The sequence below is a fragment of the Bacillus sp. FSL M7-1345 genome (assembly GCF_038006985.1).
Taxonomy (GTDB): domain Bacteria; phylum Bacillota; class Bacilli; order Bacillales; family Bacillaceae_G; genus Bacillus_A; species Bacillus_A cereus_U.
The window spans coordinates 1,921,428-1,942,625 of sequence record NZ_JBBOWG010000001.1 but is presented as its reverse complement, the minus strand read 5'-3'; the positions used below and the strand labels follow the sequence as shown (position 1 = coordinate 1,942,625).

Here is a 21,198-nt window from a genome sequence, read left to right as displayed (position 1 = left end):
ATTTTCTAAATGTTATATCATCATTATAGAAAGTAACTGTCATTCTCTTAAGTGACAGTTCAATTCTTTTTTATAAGGCCAGTATTTAAAGGAGAACGCAAAAATGGATTTTACTATTCCACTGCAATTAGAAAGTAAAACACCAATTTACTTACAAATTTATGATTATATGAAACGAGAAATCTCTTTAGGAACACTCCCGGCCGGCATACGCCTTCCATCTCACAGAAATTTAGCAGTACAACTTAATATTAGCCGTATTACTGTTGAATCTGCTTATCAACAATTAATAGCTGAAGGATATGTAGAAAGCAAACCGAAACGGGGTATTTTTGTTGCGGAAGTTGATATTGATATCATGTCAAAAAATGAACAAAATATGTCGTACAAAACTAACAATAATATAGAATCACGATATGACTATGATTGTAGCCAAGGGCTTATTGATCAAAAAGCTTTTCCGATCACAAACTGGAAAAGAGCCTTAAACGAAACTTTATTTCAGTACGAAAATGAATTATTTGCTAAAGAAGACCCCCAAGGTGAGTTCGTTCTTCGAGAACATATTTCAAAGTATTTATATCATGCCCGCGGGGTACATTCTTCACCTGATCAAATTATTATCGGAGCCGGTACGCAACCTCTTCTTTGGTTATTAATTCAACTGCTCGGTTCAAAAAAAGAATACGGAATCGAAAACCCTGGATTTCACCGTGTAACTGCTATGATTCAAAGTTCTGGCCTTCCCGTTCATCCTATCCCTTTAGATGATAAAGGGATTCACATTTCAGCTTTACGTGAATCAGGTGCCAATGTAGCATACGTCACTCCATCTCACCAATTTCCACTTGGAATAATTATGCCTTTATCTAGAAGACTCGAACTATTAAAATGGGCCAATGATTGCGAAGGATATATTATTGAAGATGATTACGACGGGGAATTTCGTTATGTAGGCAAACCTATTCCTTCTTTACAAGGACTGGATTCAAAGGAACGTGTTATTTATATGGGAACTTTCTCGAAATCCTTTTTACCTTCTTTACGAATGGGATATATCGTCTTACCACCTCATCTTTTAAAAATCTATAAAGAACTTGGTGGCATGTTTAAACAAACGGTTTCTACCCTGCAACAACTCGCTTTTGCCACCTTTATTCAAAAAGGTGATTGGGAACGTCATTTAAACCGTAGTCGTACGTTATATAAAAGAAAGCATACATTACTAGTTAAATCTATCAAAAATGAAATGAAATCTCGTGTTCAAATACTCGGCGAACAATCAGGACTTCATATCGTACTTCACGTTCATAATGGAATGAACGAACAAGAACTTATTCATGTCGCTGCGAAACAACGCATTAAGTTGTACCCTCTCTCAACATACGATTCTGTTCATAATTTAAGGGAGGCGTCGTATGTATTACTCGGTTTTGGTAGTATTCCAGAAGATTGTATCGAAACTGTTGTCAAATTACTGAAAAGAGTCTGGTTCCCTAACTAAAAATAACTCCACGCAAGTTATACTTACGTGGAGTTATTTTCATTCACTATTTTTCTGATACTTGCCCTGATCTCGCTTTCCTTCCTGGACGCTTTACACCAGTTGTTTCTGTTGAATAAGAAGCTTCAATTATAGCACTTGGATCTACAGAGAGAACGAGACCTTTCATTTTCGGATAAATGAAACGGTTTGTAATACAATAAATAATTCTCTGGTGCTCTCCTAAAAAACCACCTTCTCCATGTAGATACGTAACAGACAGTTGTAATTCTTTCATAAGCAGTTCGCCAATTTCTTTATTTTTATTCGAAATAATCATGACGCTCTTTCCTTGATTAATACCGTCTAATATGAAATCAATCATCTTCGTAACAATATAGAAAATTGCTAATGAGAACATCGCTTGCTCAATTGAAAATAAAATAGCAACAAATACAAAAATAACCGCATTTACAGCAAGTAAAAATGTACTAATTGGTACTTTAAAATGCTTGTTCATCCAAACTATAGAAAACAACATATAGGCACTACCCTTTTACAAACTGCCATGAAAGAAATAAAAAAAAGAGAAGCAGATGAAGCCCTTCTTATAATTAATGGTGACTCTATTTCAGGGAAATCATTTGCAAAACAAATGAACTTGCCTTATTTATATAGCGAGTACGGTATGGAGTTCAAAATAAACGAAGTACAAAAAACAATGAAAAATAATATTAATCTTACCGTTGCATCTTCTGAATTACTTCCTGATCTTATAGAAATCGCTAGTGAAGCTTTTGGAGATTCGGCAGCAAATACGTCTACATGGCTACATGGCTACAAAAGATGATGACTTCACCTTCTCATCAAGTTTACATTGCTCTTATTAATGAAAAAGCAATTGGAACCATTACCGTTACTGAGCAAGAGCAATCTACTACACTATCAGGATTCGCAGTTCATCCTTCTTATCAAGGTAAAGGATATGGTAAAGATATTCTTAGTTATATGGTACATACACTTATTACAGAAGGAGTTTCAACAATTGAACTAGACGTCGAAACGAAAAATAACAATGCCTTAAAACTTTATACACAGTGTGGATTTGAAATCATGACGAAGTATGATTATTATGGATTATTGGAATAGGAGTGACTTTTCTATCGAGGAAGCATGTTATTTTAGAGACGAAATTATTGCCTCTTTAAAATCTGTAGGATTTAACAATATACAACTACACGGTGCAAATAGAACATTTTTCATTTGCCAAAAGCAAAAAAGCTGAATCATAACGATTCAGCTTTTTTATTTTTTCTTAATATATTTACAACCGCAGTCGTTTCATCATTTTCTTTATAAACACGTGGAATTCTTCTATCTAACATACATGTAACTTCATAGTTAATTGTACCTAACATATCTGCTATTTCTTCCACCGCAACTTCTTCTTCACCTTGTTTGCCGTAGAATACAACTTCGTCTCCTACTTGTACTGGCATTGCATTTGTAACATCCAGCATAAGCTGATCCATACAAACACGACCAATAACAGGTACTCTAACTCCATTAATTAATGCATGCCCTTTATTAGATAACTGACGATTATAACCATCAGCATAACCAATTGGTACAGTTGCAATCCATTCTTCACCCGTTGTTACATACGTATTCCCATAGCTAACACCACGATTTTTCTTCGCATGTTTAACATGAGCTACTTTTGATTTTAAAGACAACGCTGGCTGTAAGGAAGCAACTGTATGATCCACTTCTCTTGAAGGATACATACCGTAAATTCCAATACCGACACGAACCATATTTTGAAATGTGTTACTAAGTTCCATTGATCCTGCACTGTTTGAACTATGAATATATGGAAAATGAATTCCTAATTCTTCCGCTGTATTTACAGCTTTCTCAAACAAACTTGTTTGCATATTTGTATAAGTTTTATCTATTTCATCAGCGGTAGAGTAATGTGTAAACATCCCTACTACTTCTACATATCGCATACGTTTTAACTCTTCAAAAAATGGTTTAACTTCTTCTTCCTGTAAACCAATACGGCTCATTCCTGTATCAATTTTCACATGAATTCGCACTTTCTTTTGAAGATGGTTTGCAACTTCATCTATACCATGTAAATCTTCTACTCTATAAACAGTCATCATAACGTCATATTGAATTACATCTTCTACAGCTGCTACTGGTGTATATCCTAAAATTAAAATAGGTACAGTGATTCCAGCTTCTCTTAATTCAATTGCTTCGTCTACAAATGCAACTGCAAGTTGGTTTATTCCTGCTTCAATAGCCGATTTCGCAACTTCAACTGCCCCATGACCATACCCATTTGCTTTTACAGCAGCCATCATTGCAATATTTTCATCATTCACACGTTTTTTAAATTCTTTTACATTATGTTTTACAGCATTTAAGTCAACTTCAACAATTGTATCTCTTCCATATTTCAAGCTCATTGGTCTAACTCCTAACTCAATAATTACATTCCATTCTATTTCACGTTTCATATGACCTTTTACAATATAATACTTTTCACTATGCTAGTCAAACTACTAGAATTTTCGGAATTTTGAGTATGATATAATACCCTTAAGAAATTATTATATACGGAGGCGAGAATAATTACAATGTTTGTTCCATCTGCATTGAATCAAGTTAAAATTGCTATCGATACTTCCATTCAAATACTGAACCAATATACTGAAAGTGATTTGAAAATACAACCGATTGAATCAAAGCGGTCATTATTTGAAATGTGTACACATCTTTCCCTTATTTTCCATGCTGATTTACTCATATTAAATGGTATTACAGAAAAAGAATTACATACCTTTTATATAGAACAAACACCAGAAACAATTACTCAAATGCAACAAACGATGATACAAGGGTACGATTTACTTTCTAAAACTTTTTTATCCTATTCCAATGAAGAATTAGCAGAAATTATGACTGCTTATTGGGGTATTTCTTACTCTCGATTCGAATGGTTACTTGAAATCGTTGCACACTTTTATCATCATCGCGGGCAAATTCATATTTTATTAGTTGAGCATATTAAAGATCCTTGGATTCCTTTATTTGAATAAAAAGAGTGGAAACAACACCAATAAAGAGTATCAATCCTAATAAAATAAACGTCTGAGCATAGTCCCCTAATTTCATAAGATAAATAGAAATAATAGGTCCTATACTAGTTCCTAAAAATAAAATGAAAGTATAAATAGAAACTGCTATTCCCCTTGATTTTCCTCCTAATTGGCTGACAAGAGAAACTAAAGACGGAACGGATATAGCAATACCTATTACAAAACAGACGCTCATCATTACAAGTAGCGGCAGGTTCGAAATAAAGCCCATTGAACTTAGACTAAAAATAGAGACCAACAATCCGCCTTGAAGAACTTGCCTTACTTCGAACCTCTTTGTTAAGCGACCCGCAAGTGGTGACAGCAACATACCCAATAGCCCTGCTAAGCGAAAATAAAGAATTTGTTCTGGAGTTAAATTGTAAGTAGGAGAGCTCAAATAATTCCCTAAAACAGTATACATATTAACAAAAGCCATTAATAAAACAAAAGCAATCATATAGCTCAATACTAAGCTTTTATGTGTAAAAACTTTACCCATCTGTTTAATTGGTCCCAAAATATCAGTATAGGATTGAGGCGTTTCCCCTTTCGGAAGAGAATAATGAATCCATACAGCAGTAATGATATAGACAATACTAAGAAGAAAGAACACCATATGCCATCCAAAATGCTGACTAACAGCTGTACTTATTACTTGCCCTGCAATTCCAGCTACTAAAAAACCGGTACTAACAAATCCTATTGTTGTAACCTTTTTTTCTACTGGAAACATTTCTACAACGTAAGCCAACGCTACTGGAGAAAATGTAGCTGCTGCTATCCCCTGTAATCCTCGAAGAATAACAAACCAAAATAAACTATCGGCAAACCCTAATAAAAAAGAAACAATCGACAGCGCAAGTAATCCGAAAAAAATCACTTTCTTCCGCCCATATTTATCAGAGATTGCCCCAAATAACAAACAACCTATAGCAAAGCCTACAGAAAATATACTGCCTGTAGCCGCAGATTGCGCTAATGAAACCTTAAAAAGGTCTGAAAATAGAGCATTTAAAGGAATCGTCACATATAGGCTGGACATAACTACCATACCTGCCCAACATAACACCGCTGTCATTACTGCATAATTCCTTTCACTATTTACTTCTTTTGATATTTCCATCATACAATCTCCCCCTTACAATGATTTTTCCCATCGGTTTAAAACATCTGAAGCAAATTACTCAAAATGACATTCCTTCAATACTCACTTAATTTGTTTACGTTAAAAGACATATCACCACCTTGATCAAATTAGCTAAACATATAATAAGGTAACCTAATTATATGTTTAAATAAAAAAGTCGACTCTCACAATCAACTTTTTTATCTACCTTCTCCTAATTTCACCTGCATAGTTACTTGCATTTTATTTAATAGCTTCTCTAAAACTTGACGCTCTTCTTGATTAAAGTCATCAACTAACGAAGCGCAAGATAACCAAAAAGTTGGTAAAGAATGCGTAACTCGTTCTTTTCCTTTTGGAGTAATTTTCACCTTTAATCTTCTTCGATCTTCAGAATGATGGAATCTTACGATTAACTCTCGTTTCTCCATCCAATCTAATAAGCCAGTGACAGAAGCACGTGTAATCCCTAATCGACTCGCAATATCCGAAGGACTCATGTTCACTTCTTCCCCATTCGATTCCATTTCACGCAAAATAAATAACAGTAAAAAATCTAATTTACTTTCCGAAATACCAAGCGGAGCTAAATCTACGTCAACAGCATCAAGAACATTATCAGACGTCCATAACATTAACAAACCAAGTTTTGCTGCGATTGGATCCGTATCCGCTGATGCTGTCTTTTTTATTAACTCTGCATAAGGCTCAATCCCTAAAGGAAGAGCACCTTTTTTTGAATCCATTCATTTTCACTCTCCTTCCTTTCATTTAATTAGCTTACCTAACTACTTTTCATTATACTCATTTCCTTCCTTTTATTGCAAGAATATTATTAGACAAAAAAATCCTGTTATTAAACAGGCTCTCTCTGCACTGACTAGCTATTATTTTTAAATAATCCCAAACTCTTTTAAAGCAAAAGAAATACCACCTTCACTTGATTTCTTTGTAACGAAATCTGCTCTTGTTTTTAACTCTTCTCCGCCATTCCCCATCGCAATTCCCAGTCCTACATACTGTAACATCTCAACATCATTTCCACCGTCACCAAAAGCAATTGCTTCTGATTTACAAATTTCCAGATGTTCCAATACCTTTTGAATTGCAGTTAGCTTCGATACTTTATTATCTTCCAACACATTCATAACGTAACCATGAAAACGTTCAAACGTAAGTGCTGGATATCTTTCAAAGAATTTTTGAGCTTCTGTTTCATCAGCATACAGACATACACAATAAATCTCTTCTGACAAGTTTCTAACTTTGTCAGGATACCGCTCTAAATTTAACGTTTCATTTAATGCTCGTATTACACGTTCGTCTTTTGAGGCAATACCATTCATTACAAATTCTTCTGTAAAATAAGAAACACTGTGACCATGTAATTCAGCGAAATTTGAAATGTCATGAACAATTTCAATTGAAAGTACCGATTTATGTATAACTTCATCAGCACATTTTATATGTGCACCATTTGCAGAAATAAACGTATTTATGCCCAGTTCTTTAAATTGTGAGCATAAACTATATGGTCTCCCAGTTGTAACAACGACGTGAATTCCTTTATCTATTAACCTTTGTATCGCTTCTTTTGTACTTTCGTGCATACTTCTATCAATCTCACTTAAAAGAGTACCGTCAACATCGAAAAATACAACTTTGTACATACCCTCTTACAATCCATCCAAATGATTTGTATCATTTATAAAATGAACAGTTTTCTGTTTATCCGTAAGTTCAATCAAACTAATACCCGTATCTCCCATTTTAAAATAATAGTCCATACTAATTGGCATTTGGAAAAATGCTCGTAAAATACTATTTATTACACCACCGTGTGCAACAATTGCAATTCGGTCATATGTATTCTCTGTCACGATTTTAGAAAAGATTCCTTCTATTCTCATTCTAAATTCAATAAATGATTCCCCGTTTTCAAACCGATCATGAAGAAACTTTGGCTCTGGATATTTTTTTGCTTCCTCAAATGATAACCCTGCTTGTACCCCATTATTAAACTCCATTAATTCCTCTTCTAATTGAATTGGGCACTGAATCGCTTCAGCTAATGTTTCAGCCGTTTCTCGAGCACGTTTTAATGTGCTTGCCCAAATGAAATCTGGCAGAAAGTCCGCTTTCACTTTCTGTACAAGTCTTTGTACTTGCTGTCTTCCCTTTTCTGTTAATTCAAAATCAGCTCGACCTTCATGTACATTTAAAATATCAGCTTCTGATTCACCGTGACGTATTAATAGTATTTGCATGTCTATCCCACTCCTCGTTCAATATTCGCAAAATTCTATTATATCATATTTTAGGATTTCAAAAATAAAAAAGGAACGGTTTCCCGTTCCTCACCCATTCACTTTCTCTGCATCATTCCAATAATACTTACTAAACGCTTCCGTTAACACATCAATTGTGTTATATAATTCATCTAACGTATTATCAACACCACCAACTTCAATTAACATTGCGTTTTTAGATAAGTCTTGATTATAAACGCCATTTCCATCTTTTTTATACTTCGGAAAAATCCCTCTACTTAATCCGTAATAGTTTTCATCTAAATAACTATTGATTGCCCTTGCAATTTTTTCATTTTCAGCACGCCCTTCATTTTCCATCCCAATTATAAAATATAATCTTGCATACGATTTCCCGTTAATTACTTTTGTTGTTACCTTCTTCCGCTGATCATCACGGTGTATATCAATCGGAAACGCAATTTTATTATTTTGTGCTAATGTTTCTTTTACATATCCATGAGACGCTTTATATGATTGCGGCCATTTCCATTTTTTACTCGCTAATAAATCCCCCATATTCGTTTTATCATGAATTACCGGAATTCCTTGTCCTTCAAGTTGTTCTTTCATACGTTTCCCTAGTAAGGACACATTTACATCCGGGCTTGATGGATCGGTAGCCCCTGGTAATAACGGAAAGAAGGATTCCCAGCTATGTGTATGATAAATGTATACTGCGCTTTCTCCTTTTTTCGTTCCGTTCTTTTTCTTGATTGGATTATTCTTTTCCGCTTCTGTAACTTTATCTTTTGCTACTTCTCGCTCTTTCGTTACTTCTTCAATCGGTACACTAGATTCATTTGGGATATTCGTAAAGTTTGTCCCTTCTCCAGCTACGATAATGTTAGAGTAATACTTTGACATACCAGGTACTTCTTTACCGACAAACGTTCTCAAATCTTTTATTTTTAAATCTGTCGCAATAGAGAACATTAAATTCCCAACCGATTCTCGTTTATTTTGCTTAAAATAATCAAATCCATAATAGCGATTCTCACTTTCTATCATTTGAACAAAACCTTGCATAGATACTTTTCCAAACCATTGATTCGCATAATTCGATTTCATTGTATGTAAAAGTGACGTCAAAATCGACGCAATAATAATTACTATTAGTGCATATAGAAAGAGTAACGAAACTAGTTTTTTCCCATGTATACGAGTAGCATACTTTTTCACTGTATCACCTTCTTTATACATGGATATGTACAAGCCTTTCGCAATATACGCACAAAAAAGAGAAATGGCATCCCATTTCTCTTCCTCACTCTGATAGTTATTTTTCTGTATCTGACGAAGGTAATTTCTTCGCTTGTTTCTCTTTAAAAATTTCCCCAATAGCACCAAGAGTACCAAGTGTTTCAATTGCATTAGACGGAATAAAGACTTTATTTGCTGGTCCTTTTGCAACCTCAATCAATGATTCAAATGATTTATAAGCAAGTACGCGCTCATCTAAATCTGCTGCGCGAAGTAATTCAATTCGATTTTGTTCTGCTTTTGCGATTTCCTCAATCGCTCTTGCTTCCCCTTGCGCTTCTAATTCTTTTGCTTCTTTTAAACCTTCAGCTTCTCGAATACGCGCTTCTTTATCCCCTTCAGCCATTAAAATTTTACTTTGTTTTTCCCCTTCAGCACGAAGGACTTTATCTTGTTTCGCTGCTTCAGCTTCTAAAATGATCGCACGTTTATTACGTTCTGCTTTCATTTGTTTTTCCATTGATACTTGCACATCTTTTGGTGGGTTAATATCGACTATTTCGACACGCTCAATACGAACGCCCCATTTTTCTGTCGCTTCATCAAGTGCTAAACGAATTTCTGTTGAAATTTTTTCACGACCTGATAATGTTTCATCAAGCTCCATTTTACCAATAATTTGTCGCATTGTTGCAGATGTAATATTACGAACACCATATTCATAGTTTGAAATACCATATGTCGCAAGCTCTGGTTCAACAATTTGATAGAAAATAATTGTATCAATTTCTACTTGTACATTATCTTTCGTAATTACCTTTTGTGGTGGTACATTCGTTTGTTGAATACGCAAATCATGATATACACGAACACGATCTACAATTGGGATTAAAATATTTAATCCTGGATGCATAATCCGTTGAAATTTACCAAACCTTTCAACAACCCCAACTTTTTGCTGCGAAATAATTTTAATCGTCAATGCAATAAATACAACGACAATCAATGCGAAAATAATCGTTAACGTTAATGCTACTGCCATATTTATTCACTCTCCTTTTTCACTTGTAAAATAGTACTATGCCTCTTTATAACAACGACTTTTTCTCCAGCATCAATAGGAGTATCCGAAATAGCTGTCCAAGTATCTCCATCCACTTTCACAATACCGTTCACTTCACTTGTAATCGCTTGCATAACAATTCCATTTTTACCAACCAGTTTATCTACTGTATCAGTAAAACCTTTTGCTTCTCGAAAGTTTTTTGAAATTCTTTTCGTAAAGAAAGTCAATGTTAAACTTACAATCGCCCCAACAACAACTTGTAAGAATAGTGCATCAGGAGCAAACAAAGCAATAAGACCTCCGACAACAGCTCCAATTCCAAGCCAAAGCATGTAAAAAGTAATCGACAACATTTCTGCAATAAATAAAATACCCGCTATTATAAACCAAATCACCCATCCAGCCATATGCAACCCTCACTTTCTTTCTCATTTTCTATATGTATATGAAGAAAAGAATGGTTTATCCGCCCTTTCTCATAGAGGGGCGTTTGCTACAAGCTATTATATATATTCGCTGTTACAACAAGCATTAATAAAATACTATATTAATATATTCTTCATTATACATGAAAATTCCTTTCAAAAAACGACAAAAAATTAAATTCTTTCGAAAATTTGATTTTCAAACTATAATAATTCTAACTTCAAAAGTATTATTTTTTAAGAAAGTGGTGTTCTTATTGCGAAATCGCTCAATAGCTTACTATTTAAGTTCCAAAATATGCATTACTCTCGCTGACATCGTTTACATTATGATTATTACAACTCATATCTATATATCAACTAAATCAGCTACTATTACTGCCCTTTTCCCATTATTGCAAGTTATCACAAATCTAATTGCTAACATATCTGCACCACTTATAATGAATCGTTTTCCATCTTATAAGTTGCTATATACTTTGCAATGGCTGAAAGCAGCTCTTTTCCTATTATTAATGATTTTATTCCCGGTCTTATCCACAAACATTTTAGCCCTATTAACTTTTATTTTTTTCATTTCATTATGTAATGGGTGGAGTGCTCCATTACTATACGGCATTCTTCCGTGCCTTACACCAAAAGAAAACTTAGTAAAAGTAAATAGTATCTTTTCCTTTTTAACACAAATTGTACAAGCGGCAGCTTATTCATTTACAAGTATTATCGTTCTTCTCATTGGCGCTAGCTCTACACTCATGATTAATAACATTTTGATGATTCTTGGATGTGTTGCATTACACTTTTCATTACGTTCCATACATACTGAACGCGTAACAGAGCCTTCCTCTTCAAACAGTGCTGCTTTATTAGAAGGATGGAAACTCTTATTTCAAAATCCTTCTCTCCGTACCGTTACAATTATGCACTTAATTGAAACTTTCGCAGGGACGATGTGGATCGGTGCTATTACGATGGCATATGTAACGACTGCTTTACATAAAGGCGAAGATTGGTGGGGATATATTAACACAAGTTATTACGTCGGCACATTAATTGGCGGGATATTAGCGTGGAAAATGAGTACATATATTCAAAAAAATTTAATACGCTCCATGGCGATAGGCTCTCTTATGTTTAGTATTCTTACATTTTTATATGGTATGACAAGTAGCGGATTTATTGCTCTATTTCTTTGTGTTCTAATGGGGCCATGTTATCAAATTAGAGATATTTCTCAAACGACGGTTTTACAATCCAGCGTCACTCCTTCTTTATTGTCGAAGATGTATACAGCTCATGGTGCACTTCTCTCGACAGCTTCTGGTCTTTCTATGCTTAGCGTTGGAATTATTACTGATATGTTCGGCGTTCGTACTATTTATATTATCGCCGCTTTTCTTATTTTATGTTCTGCTTGTTTATCCTTTAACTTATTAAAATATCATAAGACGGAGCAGAAAGATATTTCACTTTAATCAATAAAACAAAAAGGACAGGAATTCCTGTCCTCTTTGTTTATTCTATTCATGACAAGTTGGGAATCTTCCTATGTTTTGTCGCTTGTTCAAAAGCGTATGCTAGTTTAATTAATATTCCTTCACTAAAAGCAGTACTTGCAATCGTAATTCCAAAAGGTCTCCCGCTTTCCATATATCCCGCAGGTATTGCTATAGACGGATAACCTGCTTTCGCACATATAGTAGAGCCTATATAGGAAGGGAACAGTATCGCATCAAGATTATATTTTTCCAACGCAAAATCAATACCTTGTTTTTGCGAAAAATATATATCTTCTAATCTTGCGTTTAAATATTCTGGATTTCTTAACGTATTAGGAAAATCTTTTCTTCTTTCTAACTTAGTTTGTCCATATTTCAAAGCTCTTTCTGCTATGTTTTTATTAAACTCCATTAACTCCGAAATAGAATGCACTGGAATAGTAGAAGGTAATTTAGAAAGATAGTTATCCAAGCTGTGCTTCAGCTCATAAAGTGGAACTCCCCAACTCCATTCCCTATGAAAAGACGAAATATCAATATCTTCTACTACTGTCGCTCCCTCACTACGTAATACTTGGATCGTTTCCTCAAACAATTTTTCATCGTACTCACCATTTTCGTAATAATCTTTTGGAGCATTGCTATAAACACCGATCTTCGCTCCCTTTAAACCATTAGCATCAAGATAAGATGTATAATCTTGATATGCCATGCCTTCACTTTTATAAGTAGCTACATCTTTTTCATCCACTCCAGTTAAACTCCCTAGTAAAATAGCCGCATCTGTTACCGTTCTAGCAAACGGACCGGCTGTATCTTGAGAATATGTGAACGGAATAATTCCTCTACGGCTAATTAAACCAACTGTCGGTTTAATACCTACTACAGAGTTTTGAACAGCTGGACTTAAAATAGAAGCATCTGTCTCTGTTCCAACGGATAATACAGTAAAGTTAGCAGCAACTGCAACGGCAGATCCTGTACTCGATCCACCAACAAACATATCATCCTTTCCTGTTCCATATGGATTGATTGTTTGACCGCCTCTAGCGCTATATCCAGCCCACATTTCAAAAGACATTGCATTTGCTAACTCTGTCATATTTGTTTTACCTATTATCACAGCTCCTGCCTCTCGTAGTTTTTTTACGAGAAATGCATCTTCACTACTCATATTTTGTTCTAGAGCAATCGTACCTGCACTCGTATGCATTGAGTCATTCGTTTCAATATTGTCTTTAAGTAAAACAGGGATACCATGTAATAGGCCTCTTACACCTTTAGTCTTTCTTTCATGATCTAGCGCTTCTGCAATAAAGATAGCATCTGGGTTGATTTCTAAAATAGAATTGAGTTTCGGACCATCTTGGTCATATTTTGCGATTCTATGAAGATAATACATGACTAATTCTTTCGACGTTAATTTTCCTTCTTCCATTGCAGTTTGTATATCATGAATTGTTAATTCTTTTTGCAATAATGTATTGAACTGAATTTCCATTTTCATTCTCCTTTTATATACGACGTATATCTATTACTTTTTCATTTTCTCCGCTCCTCGCATAAACAACTACAATCCCTTTAAAGGACTTCAACTTACCAGTTTAAAAACCTTTAATTTCCAGAGAAATAAAAAGAGTCTGAAACGAATTCAATATCGCCTCAGACTCTTTTTATTATTTTACATATACCTCTTCTAACAAATGTAAAAACTCGCCTTGTTTACCCGCTAATTCAGGACATTTGTTAATATCAATCCACTCATAACAAAATACTAAACCTTTGTCTTCCTCACCGGCACTTACTATATGTTCCCACGTATCTTTCACATCTGTTAATAATGAAATGTGGAAAAAATGACGTTTTTGATATTCCTTTTTTTCTTTCATATAAATAATGTAATCAGAAAGGAAGCGTTCGATACAAAAATGGCGTAGTCCTGACTCTTCTTGTACTTCGCGTAAAATTGCTGCCTCTAACGTTTCCCCTTCATATACTGTCCCACCTGGCACTTGGATACCAGCCTCTCGTATATCACGATGTTTAAAAACGAGTAGTTGCATAACCCCTTCTTTTTCTCTCGTAATATATGCATGTACCTTTTTCTTATATAACATCGTCATCTTAGCCCTCTCCCCTCAATTCATTACTGCGTTACTTCTTCAAGCGTCAGTTGGTTTTCATATAAATATGTAGCTTGCGGATTCCCAACATACCGTACATGCCACGGTTCATAACGATAGCCGGTAATCCCTTCTTTCTCTTTCGTATATCGAATAACAAAACCAAACTTATGGGCATTTTCAGAAAGCCACTTTCCTTCTTTCGTCTCCCCAAAAACAGTTTCTAACTGAAATTTAGCAGATTGAGATGTAATATCCATAGCTAGTCCTGTTTGATGTTCACTCGTACCAGGGACTGCACTAGACATCGCTGTCTTTGCTTCTCCATCTTGTTTTTTATACATTGTATTTAATGCTTTTTGTCGATCAAAAGATCTAAATCCAGAGACTGCAAAAAGGAAAATCCGCTCATTATCGGCTTGCTGAATCATTTCCTCAAGTGCCACCGCTGCCTCTTTCCTCATCTTTTTCTTCTCCTGATCACCTTCACTAGAATAACGTACTTTCGGAACAACTAAATCTGGCGGTCTATACCCATCTGGTAAACGCCTATTTTTATTCACAAGTACAAGCATCGAATTTGGATTACTAATGACTGCGATATCCCCATCCATATTAGCAATCGTTTCTTTAGCTTTCGGAAATATATTGTTTACATTTACTTCCCGCGCCTCTTGCTCCTTGTACATCTTATAATTTATTCCCGCTACTCCAATGATCAGTATCATTGCTACGGTACCAAGTAGTGCCCATCTTTTTTTCATATAACGACCTCTTATTTTAATAATTTGGCCATTTCATACTCATCGATACCTTTTCCATCGATGATAAGAGCAGATTTTTTGACACCTTCTTGCGCAAATCCAATTTTGCTATATAGTGCCTGAGCTCTTGTATTGTGGGCCATTACCGTTAATTCTAAACGCCATACATCATGTAATCTTGCCCACTTCTCTACTTCTTTAAACAAACTCGTTCCAATACCTCGGCCACTATACTCTTGCAAAATACCAATTACAATGCCTGCCACATGTCTCTTTCTTTGAACATCATTACCATTAGCTAAAATAAATCCAATTACTCTATCATCTTCAACTGCTACAAATATTGTCGCATATTCATTTTCTATAAAACGGTGGACCATCTTTTCTTGTTGCTCTACTGTAGTTTTTCGTTCTCCTGGTTCGTATAACATAAATTTCGTTTCTTCGTCTAATTGCTTACTTAATTGTAAAAATGATGCTGCATCTTCTACTCTAATCTCTCGTATCATCTTGATCCCCTATCCATTCTGTTAGTTTAAAATTTTCCTTGTAAAAACATTTTCTCCACTATTCTGAAAATTCCTTTCTAAATTTCTTACTATAAATAGACAAATTTCGATATTACTATAATAATAGGTAATTATGTCTATACTGTGACATGTCTTTCTACCTATAGATTATGAATAAAAAACACGTAAGCTTCTCGCTTACGTGTTTCCCGTATTAACGGGTATCCCGATTGATGAGGGCTAATTAAATTCCCACTTTATCCATTCACTTTTTCCGCTTGCCAAAAATACCCTCCAAATGCTTTAGCAAGAACATCAATCGATCTATTTAATTCTTCATCTGTATTATCTACGCCACCAACTTCAATTAAAATCGCCTGTCCTGATAAGTCTTGATTATAGACTCCATTTCCTGTTTGGAACCCTTTTTGAATTACACCACGGCTCACTCCTGGATATTTCTTATTAATTTCCTCATGAAGAGCTGTTGCTAATTGTAAGTTCTTTTCATAATTTTTATTTCCTTTCCCAATTACAAAAGCAAGCTTTGCATATGATTTATCTCCAATTGTTTTTGTCGTGACATTTTTCCGTGCACTATCACGGTGCAAATCGAAAAAATATTGGAGTTCTTTATTACCAGCCATCGCTTCTTGTACAATTTCTCGTGATAGTTTATAAGAACTATTACTGTTTAATCCTTTACTTATTAATTTTTGACCAACATCCGTTTTATCGTTAGTAGCACCGATCCCTTCACTTTCTAACTGTTCACGCAATCGATCGCCAACTATTGAAATATTCGTGACAGAACTCGTTGCTTTATTTGGATTTGGATCATTCGTTAAGTTGAGTAGCGGCAAATAAGATTCCCAGCTATGTGAATGATAAATCAATGCAACTTGCCTTTTTCCCGTCGTTTGAGATGGTTGTTTCTTCTCTTTATTCGGATCAGGCTTAGGAACTTGTCCAGCTTCTCCAGTCCGTTCCTTCACTACTTCTTCAAGAGGGACACTCGACTCTATCGGTAAGTTGGAGTAATTTGTTCCTTCACCTGCTATAACGATTTCTGTATCATACTTTCCAAATCCCGGAAGCTCCTTTCCGACAAAACTACGTACATCATCAAAACGAATATTCGTAGCCATCGAAAAGAGGAATGAAGAAATAGAAAAGTCTTGATTCAAATTCCGGTACTCCTGTGTAAAATAATGATTCTCTTTCCCAATAACGTACATGTAACCATTCATTGATAACTCATTTAACCAATTATATAAATACGTTGACTTTGTCTCTTTCATGGAAGTTACCATTACACTAATAAGAAAGAAAGTCGCTAATACCGTAGTAATAACAAATATAATTAACTTGCGTACACTTGTTAATTTCACGTAAAAAAAGCCTCGATTCATACTATCACCCTCTCTATTTCAAGTTATGTACAAGCTCTAGAGAATAGACCGCTTAAATTCCGGCTATATTGTTAATGAGGTGAAATGAATTGAAGCTACTAATAGGAACATTACCAATCGTCTTATCATTTATTTTTTATTTGTTTGCTTTACATCCTAAAATTCGTATTACGCTACATATTTTCGCATACTTAGCACTGTATGTACTCGGGACAATTATTTCTATTAATATATATGATGTTTTAATACAAAATTTAGTTTTCATGACAAGCATTCATGGAATTTTACTAAATCCATTTTTTCTACTTGCAGGAGCGTATATAGGGGTATACACTTTGTACTTAATTTTGTCTCAAATTATTATGAAACTAATGAATATAAAAAATGGAGCGTAACGAAATGCAGCCACCATTCATCTGTCATACATGTAAAAAAAGAATAGCAAGAAAGAAAGATCTTATTACCTCTACATGGCATTTCCGATTTTATTTATTTCACAACACTTGTTTCAAAAATCAGCAATTATTTGTCTCACGTTTTATTCCTATAAATACACTCTTTGGTTTCTTTCTTATTATATATGGACTTATTGCTGGTAGCATTCTAATGTTCACGGAGCCATCTATCGTTTGGCTTATTTTTTTGCTTCCTATTTTATATCGGTTTCTTTCCTATTATTACGTTGAACGTTTTTTCTGTAAATAACTAGTAGACTGACCTCTAGGAATGCTTAAACACTCCCAATCATTTTCTTTTAACATTTTACCAATGTAAATGATTTGTCCAATATGTAAAGCATAATGAGAAATTTGCCTTTCGATCGCTTGCATTACAGTGTGTTCTTCTCCGCGAATGTATACTTTCTGCAAAACCTTCTCTGGCGTTAAATTATCCAAAGCTTCAAAAACATAATCCCACCCTTCTTGCCACGCTGCAAGGGCTTCTTCCTTTGAATGATAGCCTCCTTCAAATTCACCATCTCGGTTACGATTTATTTTTTCACCATCAGACGTTAAAAAATCTGTCCATCTTGAACGCATATTACCATGTAAATGCTTAATAATAATCGCAATACTATTTGTCTCCTCATGAGAAGACCACATTATCTGTTCATAAGATAATTGAGAAAGTACTCGTTCTCCTTGGTTTTGTGTTGCTTTGAAATTCGAAATTGCACATTTTAAATACTCTCGTCCAATATCCAAATTAACACCTACCTTCACACTAACTAATTTTCGTTCCATTCGGTAGTTCCATATTAGGCTGAAGTAAAACAACATCGTCATCTTCAGGAACTCCGCCAAGTACAAGCACTTCCGATTTAAATCCTGCCACACGCTTTGGTGGGAAATTCACTATAGCAACGACTTGTTGACCGATTAAATCTTCTGGATTGTATCTTTTCGTAATTTGAGCACTTGATTGCTTAACCCCTAACTCTCCAAAATCGATTTCTAACTTAATTGCAGGAATTCTTGCTTCTTTAAATTCCTCTGCCTTTCTTACCGTCCCAATACGCAAATCCAAAGTTAAAAAATCTTCAAAACTAGCCATTTTATCAATCCTCCCAATTATTACTTAGACAAAGCACAAAAATCTCCTTCAAAAAAAGAAAGGCGCCTAGGCACCTTTCTTTTGTAATTCGCTTGATTCATTTGATTTATAGAAGAAGAAACCGAGAACTCCGCCAATACATGCTGGGATTAACCACCCTATTCCTTCTTTATATAACGGTAACATTTGTAGTACATTTGAAATTGCGTCAATTTTGATGTTCGCACTTTCTAAACCATTAAATAAACTAATCGACAATGCACCTAATATTGCACCAATATAAATTGTATTACGCTTTCCAATCCATTTATGGAAATACGAAAGTACAATTAATACAATTGCAACTGGATAAATGATCATTAACACTGGTAAAGTTACTGCGATTAATTGTGTCAATCCTAAGTTAGATACAATTAAACTAAATACACATACTATTGTTACAATCGTTTTATGTGAAAATTTCGGGAATAAGTTTGTAAAGAAGCCTGCACAGGCAGATGCTAATCCAACCGAAGTCGTTAAACAAGCAAGTGTAATAACAAGTCCTAATAAAATTTTCCCACTCGTTCCATACAACTCATTTACAACATTCGTTAATATAAGACCACCGTTCTCTGAAACACCAAGTGATGTACTTGTTGAACCTAGATAAGCAAGTGATAAATATATTAACGTTAAACCTATTACAGCAATTACTCCTGATACGACTGTTATTTTTGCGATTTGTCCGCTCTCTTTTATTCCTTTTGAGCGAATAACTTGTACAACAACAATTCCAAACACAAGAGCACTAATTGCATCCATCGTTAAATACCCTTGAATAAACCCTCCAAAGAAAGCATTTTCTTTATAAGCAGCTAACGGTTCCGCCGGTGTTCCAATCGGATCAATAATTGCCTTTCCGACAATAACAGCAACTATTAATACTAACAACGGTGTAAGGAACTTTCCAAACCAATCAACTAATTTAGATGGATTTAATGATAAATACCACGTTACTCCGAAGAAAACTATAGTGTAAAGGAACAGCATGTACCATTCTGAAACCATTGCTTCTGATAAAAACGGCTTCATTCCCATTTCAAACGAAACAGCTCCAGTACGCGGGATCGCAAAGAATGGTCCAATTGCTAAATAACTAACTAGTGGAAAAATAAACGCAAATATAGGGTGAACTCTAGAAGATAGCGCTTTCAAGTCCCCCTCTACAAACGCGACAGCTGTGACAGCTAATAGGGGAAGTCCGACTCCCGTTACAAGGAATCCAATTGTAGCAATCCAAACATTTTCTCCTGCTTGTTGACCTAAAACTGGTGGAAAAATTAAATTTCCTGCTCCTAAAAATAATGCAAATAACATTAAACCGATTGCTAGCGTATCACCTGGCCTTAATCGTCCCTTCATCTCTTTCATTTGCATAGCACTTTTTCATTGTTTTTCTCTATTCTCACAATATGCTATGCATCCTCCTCTCCGTTCATAATCATAAAGTATGTCCCTTACAAAGCAATGTCCTTCTCCATAATTTCTCCATTCCCCTTTTAATTACTCTAAATAATAAATTTTGATTTTTTTGAAAATTTAAGTCATTAGAGTGTTATGACGTGGAGTTTAGTTGTCAGACCTCTTTGTTTTTATCACACATATAGTAACATATTTGGCTGAAAAATAAAAACATATTTTTAAATAGAATTTTTTGAAAATCAAAATTATCCACGCATACCTCCTTTATTTATTCTATTACACAAATTTTTTTAGAAATTTACGATTTTTACATTTTATTATATTTGAATATTTTTATGCGAAAGAAAGTAAAAGCCATCAAAAAATAAGATGGCTTTTACTTGTTACTCTATCGTTTCAACTTCACGTGGATTATTCATCTCTTCAACATAAACAACTCTAAATCCATGATCTTCTAAATCCTTTAGCAATGTTTCTAATTCACTATCTTCAAACTCTTCTCCCAATGTAAACATAATTCTACGTACTAATAAAGCATCATTATCAAAAGTCATTAAGCTTTGAATACCAGTGTATTTCTTTAGCACTGTCGATAATTTTTGAATGGCCCCATTATAATCTTGTGTTCCAATCATGACAGAATATTTACTAGAATGGACTCCCCATGCATCTTCTAATAGTTCAAAAACTTTTTTATGAGTTAAAATACCAAGGAAGACCCCTTTTTCATCAACTACTGATAAATACGGTAGTTTTTTAATTGTAAAAAATACTTTAAAGAAGGAAGAGTCTTCTCTCACGTACCCATTCTTATCGTTCAATAATTGTAATACATTATCTTCAAGTGAACCTTTATATTCTAAAATATCTACTTTGTATACATTCCCTAAAAACTTCTCTTTTTTTTCATCTAAAACTGGTACACAACGATACCCCGTTTTATTTAAATGCTCCAGCGTTTCCCCTATCGTAATTGAACTTGAGCAAAACAAAACTTCCCTCTTTGGCACATAATTCCCTTTAATCCTCATAAAAAAGCCTCCTTATGCTAAAATACTTTCTGTGCCCTAACTATATTATATTTTCAGAAAAAAATAAATATATTA

General features: G+C 34.5%; 23 protein-coding genes and 3 pseudogenes. 8 read left to right on the top strand and 18 right to left on the bottom strand.

Annotated elements, in window-relative coordinates; genetic code table 11:
- Positions 1-103 precede the first annotated feature (103 nt).
- Positions 104-1,504, top strand: a complete 1,401-nt coding sequence (pdxR, locus tag MHB76_RS10130) for a MocR-like pyridoxine biosynthesis transcription factor PdxR (protein WP_016104640.1) — start codon at positions 104-106, stop codon at positions 1,502-1,504.
- 46 nt (positions 1,505-1,550) lie between these two features.
- Here the strand turns inward: pdxR and MHB76_RS10125 are convergent.
- A pseudogene (locus tag MHB76_RS10125) lies at positions 1,551-2,009 on the bottom strand (YitT family protein); the annotation flags it as partial.
- On the opposite strand from MHB76_RS10125, the pseudogene MHB76_RS26295 reads away from it, so the two are divergent.
- The 3 genes and pseudogenes from MHB76_RS26295 to MHB76_RS26285 form a co-directional block, all read left to right on the top strand.
- Positions 1,992-2,042 (top strand): annotated as a pseudogene (locus tag MHB76_RS26295) (GNAT family N-acetyltransferase); the annotation flags it as partial. The pseudogenes MHB76_RS10125 and MHB76_RS26295 overlap by 18 nt on opposite strands.
- Positions 2,043-2,051: 9 nt before the next feature.
- On the top strand, positions 2,052-2,333 hold the full coding sequence (locus tag MHB76_RS26290; RefSeq protein WP_439823126.1) for a hypothetical protein: 282 nt from the start codon (positions 2,052-2,054) through the stop codon (positions 2,331-2,333).
- Positions 2,309-2,768, top strand: a pseudogene (locus MHB76_RS26285) (GNAT family N-acetyltransferase). The gene MHB76_RS26290 and the pseudogene MHB76_RS26285 overlap by 25 nt, the downstream one beginning before the upstream one ends.
- A gap of 1 nt (position 2,769) precedes the next feature.
- Here MHB76_RS26285 and alr read toward each other — a convergent pair.
- Positions 2,770-3,963, bottom strand: a complete 1,194-nt coding sequence (alr, locus tag MHB76_RS10115; RefSeq protein WP_078173775.1) for an alanine racemase — start codon at positions 3,961-3,963, stop codon at positions 2,770-2,772.
- Positions 3,964-4,134: 171 nt separating this feature from the next.
- Between alr and MHB76_RS10110 the strand changes: the two genes are divergently transcribed.
- Positions 4,135-4,596 carry a DinB family protein gene (locus MHB76_RS10110; RefSeq protein ID WP_078173776.1) on the top strand — a complete coding sequence of 154 codons (462 nt, stop codon included), beginning with the start codon at positions 4,135-4,137 and terminating at the stop codon, positions 4,594-4,596.
- On the opposite strand, the gene MHB76_RS10105 is transcribed toward MHB76_RS10110, so the two are convergent.
- From MHB76_RS10105 to MHB76_RS10075, 7 genes are all read right to left on the bottom strand, one after another.
- On the bottom strand, positions 4,565-5,761 hold the full coding sequence (locus tag MHB76_RS10105; protein WP_078173795.1) for an MFS transporter: 1,197 nt from the start codon (positions 5,759-5,761) through the stop codon (positions 4,565-4,567). The genes MHB76_RS10110 and MHB76_RS10105 overlap by 32 nt on opposite strands.
- Before the next feature lie 203 nt (positions 5,762-5,964).
- Complete coding sequence (locus tag MHB76_RS10100) at positions 5,965-6,510, bottom strand: MarR family winged helix-turn-helix transcriptional regulator (RefSeq protein WP_002158132.1); 546 nt, start codon at positions 6,508-6,510, stop codon at positions 5,965-5,967.
- Positions 6,511-6,657: 147 nt separating this feature from the next.
- Complete coding sequence (locus MHB76_RS10095) at positions 6,658-7,434, bottom strand: Cof-type HAD-IIB family hydrolase (RefSeq protein ID WP_078173777.1); 777 nt, start codon at positions 7,432-7,434, stop codon at positions 6,658-6,660.
- 6 nt (positions 7,435-7,440) lie between these two features.
- Positions 7,441-8,031: a histidine phosphatase family protein gene (locus tag MHB76_RS10090; RefSeq protein WP_016104633.1), complete on the bottom strand. Its 591-nt coding sequence runs from the start codon at positions 8,029-8,031 to the stop codon at positions 7,441-7,443.
- A gap of 90 nt (positions 8,032-8,121) precedes the next feature.
- Entirely contained in the window at positions 8,122-9,255 is a 1,134-nt protein-coding gene (gene spoIIP, locus MHB76_RS10085) for a stage II sporulation protein P (RefSeq protein ID WP_308033445.1), read from the bottom strand.
- Positions 9,256-9,352: 97 nt separating this feature from the next.
- On the bottom strand, positions 9,353-10,318 hold the full coding sequence (locus MHB76_RS10080) for an SPFH domain-containing protein (protein ID WP_002158136.1): 966 nt from the start codon (positions 10,316-10,318) through the stop codon (positions 9,353-9,355).
- Between the two features lie 2 nt (positions 10,319-10,320).
- Positions 10,321-10,749: an NfeD family protein gene (locus MHB76_RS10075; protein ID WP_002158137.1), complete on the bottom strand. Its 429-nt coding sequence runs from the start codon at positions 10,747-10,749 to the stop codon at positions 10,321-10,323.
- 275 nt (positions 10,750-11,024) lie between these two features.
- Here MHB76_RS10075 and MHB76_RS10070 point away from each other — a divergent pair, with 275 nt between their 5' ends.
- Positions 11,025-12,242 carry an MFS transporter gene (locus MHB76_RS10070; protein ID WP_139358324.1) on the top strand — a complete coding sequence of 406 codons (1,218 nt, stop codon included), beginning with the start codon at positions 11,025-11,027 and terminating at the stop codon, positions 12,240-12,242.
- A gap of 49 nt (positions 12,243-12,291) precedes the next feature.
- On the opposite strand, the gene MHB76_RS10065 is transcribed toward MHB76_RS10070, so the two are convergent.
- From MHB76_RS10065 to spoIIP (MHB76_RS10045), 5 genes are all read right to left on the bottom strand, one after another.
- Positions 12,292-13,767, bottom strand: a complete 1,476-nt coding sequence (locus tag MHB76_RS10065; RefSeq protein ID WP_078173779.1) for an amidase family protein — start codon at positions 13,765-13,767, stop codon at positions 12,292-12,294.
- A 175-nt stretch (positions 13,768-13,942) separates the two neighbouring features.
- Positions 13,943-14,389, bottom strand: a complete 447-nt coding sequence (locus MHB76_RS10060; protein ID WP_002158140.1) for an NUDIX hydrolase — start codon at positions 14,387-14,389, stop codon at positions 13,943-13,945.
- A 23-nt stretch (positions 14,390-14,412) separates the two neighbouring features.
- Entirely contained in the window at positions 14,413-15,153 is a 741-nt protein-coding gene (locus MHB76_RS10055) for a M15 family metallopeptidase (protein ID WP_002200752.1), read from the bottom strand.
- An 11-nt stretch (positions 15,154-15,164) separates the two neighbouring features.
- Positions 15,165-15,662, bottom strand: a complete 498-nt coding sequence (locus tag MHB76_RS10050; RefSeq protein WP_002202264.1) for a GNAT family N-acetyltransferase — start codon at positions 15,660-15,662, stop codon at positions 15,165-15,167.
- Positions 15,663-15,919: 257 nt separating this feature from the next.
- The gene (gene spoIIP, locus MHB76_RS10045; protein ID WP_078173780.1) at positions 15,920-17,074 is read right to left on the bottom strand and encodes a stage II sporulation protein SpoIIP; all 1,155 of its coding nucleotides are present in this window, start codon (positions 17,072-17,074) and stop codon (positions 15,920-15,922) included.
- Positions 17,075-17,163: 89 nt separating this feature from the next.
- On the opposite strand from spoIIP (MHB76_RS10045), the gene MHB76_RS10040 reads away from it, so the two are divergent.
- Positions 17,164-17,469, top strand: a complete 306-nt coding sequence (locus MHB76_RS10040) for a hypothetical protein (protein ID WP_078173781.1) — start codon at positions 17,164-17,166, stop codon at positions 17,467-17,469.
- 4 nt (positions 17,470-17,473) lie between these two features.
- A complete protein-coding gene (locus tag MHB76_RS10035) occupies positions 17,474-17,779 on the top strand; it encodes a permease (RefSeq protein ID WP_078173782.1) in 306 nt (101 codons plus the stop codon).
- Here MHB76_RS10035 and MHB76_RS10030 read toward each other — a convergent pair.
- From MHB76_RS10030 to cbpA, 4 genes are all read right to left on the bottom strand, one after another.
- Positions 17,752-18,318 (bottom strand): DUF1572 domain-containing protein, encoded by a 567-nt coding sequence (locus MHB76_RS10030; protein WP_078173783.1) that lies wholly within the window; start codon positions 18,316-18,318, stop codon positions 17,752-17,754. The two genes, MHB76_RS10035 and MHB76_RS10030, sit on opposite strands and share 28 nt — an antisense overlap.
- The gene (gene csaA / locus MHB76_RS10025) at positions 18,299-18,628 is read right to left on the bottom strand and encodes a chaperone CsaA (protein WP_340986349.1); all 330 of its coding nucleotides are present in this window, start codon (positions 18,626-18,628) and stop codon (positions 18,299-18,301) included. The genes MHB76_RS10030 and csaA overlap by 20 nt, the downstream gene beginning before the upstream one ends.
- Before the next feature lie 66 nt (positions 18,629-18,694).
- A complete protein-coding gene (gene brnQ4, locus MHB76_RS10020) occupies positions 18,695-20,032 on the bottom strand; it encodes a branched-chain amino acid transport system II carrier protein BrnQ4 (protein ID WP_088099012.1) in 1,338 nt (445 codons plus the stop codon).
- Between the two features lie 443 nt (positions 20,033-20,475).
- On the bottom strand, positions 20,476-21,123 hold the full coding sequence (gene cbpA / locus MHB76_RS10015) for a cyclic di-AMP binding protein CbpA (RefSeq protein WP_078173784.1): 648 nt from the start codon (positions 21,121-21,123) through the stop codon (positions 20,476-20,478).
- Positions 21,124-21,198: the final 75 nt, after the last annotated feature.